This is a genomic window from Methanoregula sp. (genome assembly GCF_049690535.1).
Lineage (GTDB): Archaea > Halobacteriota > Methanomicrobia > Methanomicrobiales > Methanospirillaceae > Methanoregula.
Map to the genome: position 1 here is coordinate 1 of NZ_JBAVMX010000015.1, position 3,209 is coordinate 3,209.

General features: G+C 57.9%; 3 protein-coding genes. 1 reads left to right on the forward strand and 2 read right to left on the reverse strand.

Annotated elements, in window-relative coordinates; translation table 11 throughout:
- Positions 1-965, forward strand: a 965-nt coding sequence (locus WCE46_RS01140; protein WP_424731858.1) for a tRNA (guanine(10)-N(2))-dimethyltransferase, incomplete at its 5' end; no start/stop codon positions are given.
- A 45-nt stretch (positions 966-1,010) separates the two neighbouring features.
- Here WCE46_RS01140 and WCE46_RS01145 read toward each other — a convergent pair.
- Together WCE46_RS01145 and WCE46_RS01150 are read right to left on the reverse strand one after the other, a co-directional pair.
- Positions 1,011-2,081 (reverse strand): PAS domain S-box protein, encoded by a 1,071-nt coding sequence (locus WCE46_RS01145; protein ID WP_424731859.1) that lies wholly within the window; start codon positions 2,079-2,081, stop codon positions 1,011-1,013.
- Positions 2,082-2,295: 214 nt separating this feature from the next.
- On the reverse strand, positions 2,296-3,209 hold a 914-nt coding region (locus WCE46_RS01150), incomplete at its 5' end, for an OBG GTPase family GTP-binding protein (protein ID WP_424731860.1).

Consider the following 3,209-nt stretch of genomic DNA (forward strand, 5'->3'; position numbering starts at 1 on the left):
CGATGGGAGCGACCGGGGTCCGGGGGCTCCGGGTCGCAAACGAGTGCGGGATCCCGGTCACGATAAACGACAAGGACCCGGAAGCGATCCCCTTAATTGAGAGAAACGTGGCCCGGTCCGGCCTTCCTATCGGGGTCACCTGCCGGGATATCAGTTCCCTCCTGTCCGAGCAATCGTTTGACGCGGTCGACCTCGATCCGTTCGGGACACCTGCCTCCTTTGTCGATGCCGGGGTCCGGGGCTGCCGGAGGTTTTTACTCGTGACAGCCACCGATACGGCACCGCTCTGCGGGGCGCATCTCCGGGCCGGGATCCGCCGGTATTTCGCCCGCCCGAAAAACACCGCGTACCATGGGGAAGTGGGGCTCCGGATTCTCCTTGGTTTTGTCGTGCGGGAAACGGTGAAATATGACCGGGGCATCGAACCGCTCTTCTGCTTTGCTCGGGAACATTTCGTCCGCTTAAATCTCAGGATCACCCGGGGCGCACAGGCCGCGGACAGGACGATTACACACATCGGTTTTGTGATGCAGTGCCCCTCCTGTGCCTATCGCGAGGAGCAGCCCGGCATGGTTCCCACCTCTGCCACCTGCCCGCACTGTAAAAAACCACTCGATCCGATCGGCCCGCTGTACCTGGGAACCCTGTTCCACGAGGAAACCCTTATGCAGATGCAGGAGCAGCTTGCCGGCTGCGAACTCGGTACAAAAAAGGAACTGGCAAAACTGCTTGCAGTCTGTCATGAGGAACTGCCTCTTTCCAGCCACTACGATTACCATCTGCTCGCCCAGTCGCTTGCCGCATCCCCGCCGCCGATTGCGACGGTCCTTGAACGGTTGCGTTCTGCCGGGTATCCTGCCAGCCGTACGCATTTCTCCGGCACCGGGGTAAAAACAGGTGCCCCGCTCCCGGTACTTCTCGATGCAATCTGCCCCTCCGGCAGTACCGGGAAAAAGCCGGACTAAAAAAGAGCCCTCGTGTCCCGTGGCCGCGCAAGAGTGATACCCGTATTAACACGGCACGGGAATCCGTTTATTTACGGCAACCCGGAACGATCCCAGGGGTACGGCAATTTCAAACCGCACACCCCTGCCCTCCACACCGTTTTCCGTTATGGTAAACCCGGTGATCGCCAGGATCTCGCGGATCAAAAAAAGACCGTACCCGTGGCTCTTTCCCTTGCTGCACTGGAAGATGGCGGGGCGGGTGGATGCATGAATGCCCGTACCGTTATCTTCGTATACGATCTTCAGGGCATCACCCTCACTGTGGCATGTCAATTTCACCGAGGTAATATGCCCGCCATGCCGCAGCGAATTATCGAGGAGATTGAAAAATACCTTCCCGGCCATGGGATCGGCAAGGATCTCGGTCGCGGCACATTCCGACCCGATGGTGATATCAAGATCCCATGCGTGAACTTCCTGCCGGGCGCGTGACATAAGCTCGCCGACATTCTGCCAGACCGGGGCAATGATGCCAAGATCCTGGTAGTTCTTGCTAAACCGGTTAATCCGCTGGATCGTCGTAGCTGCCCCGTGTATCCGTTGCGCGATCTCAAGCGGCGGCAGGGGGGGCTTCTCATCTTCAAGAAACGAGAGGTACCCGAAAATCACGGTCAGCTGGTTGTCGATATCGTGCCGGGTGATGCTGTTGAGTATTTCCAGTTTCGCCTGGGCAACGACCAGCGCATCCTCTGTACATCTCCAGGTACTGATATCCCCGACGATCCCGAGCACGTATATTTTCCCGTCTGTGTCGGTAAACAGGCGGGAAACTGCCCGCACATGATGGACGGTCCCTTTCGTATCCACGGTACGGTAATCCGAAGGGAAGGACGTTCCGGTTTTGATCTCCCCAAACTTGCTACTCAGCCGGCCTGCATCATCGGGCACTACCAGACTGGTCATCGCACGCCCGACCATCTCTTCGGGAAGCAGTCCCAGGATCTCAAAGCAGCCGGGGCTGACATAGACGAATTTCCCGTTCTCATCGAGGATAAAGACCACGTGGTTGAGGGCTTCCAGAAGTATGCGGTATCGCTGTCCGTCCCCGTTCCGGTTAAAATCAGCCTCAATCATCACGTCCCCGGGTGTTTTGCCGATGCCATACCGCCGGAAGACCGTCGTTTTTAACGGTCTTCCACGTTCGCTCCGGTAGGACGGTATATGTTGCAGTACAAAATATTCGTTTTGATATAATATCCGGTTAAAAGACACGGGAAAATATAGGGGTACACCAACCCGGGTGCAGACCCCGGGGAATAATACCCCGTTCAGACCTGTTGATAAGGCGCTAGTGTTCGATGATGATGGTAAGGATGTCCCCATCGAGAAGCGTATGCGTCAGGCCGACCCTCTGGCCGCCGTGCTTCACGGATTTTCCCCAGACCCGGGCATACCTGAACCGGCGCACGAAGTCCCGGTGGAGTTTGATACAGACCGTTTCGACCGTGCTCCCGGTCCTGACGATCAGCGGTACTTCGAGATCGGCCTCGCCGTTCTGGGGCTTTAAGTAGACCCGCATGAACCCGAGGCTGTCATAGATCGCATCCTTGAACTCCTCCATGTGGTACCCGGAATGGGCGGAGATCATGAGCGGCTCGACGTCGAACCTCTTCTTGATATCATGCTCGATCTCAAGGTAGGCCTCCTTATCGATGAGGTCGACCTTGTTGACTGCAATGAACGCCGGGACGTAGACGCGGTTCCCCTGCACTGCATCGATAAAGTCTTCCTGCGTCGCGTTCCCGCGTATCAGCACTTCCGCGTTCATCATCTTGCTCTCGGAGAGGATCGACCGGACGTCCTCGATGTCAAGGTCAAGCGCCCCGACCGCCGAGAGCCGGATGCCACCCACCGAGGATTTCTTGATGGTGATATCGGGTTTCGGGACGTTGATACGGATGCCCGCGTCGTAGAGTTCCTTGATGAGGACGTTCACGTGCTTGCCGTTGAAGACGTCCACGAGAATGATGATGATGTCGGCGCTCCGCACGACGCCGATGACTTCCTTGCCCCGGCCCTTGCCCATGGCTGCGCCGGCGATAAGTCCCGGGATATCGAGCAGCTGGATCTTCGCACCCTTGTGTTCGAGCGCGCCGGGCACCACGGTGAGGGTGGTAAACGCGTACGCAGCGACTGCGCTCTCGGTACCGGTGAGCTTGTTGAGGAGCGTGCTTTTACCGGTCGACGGGAACCCGACGAGCA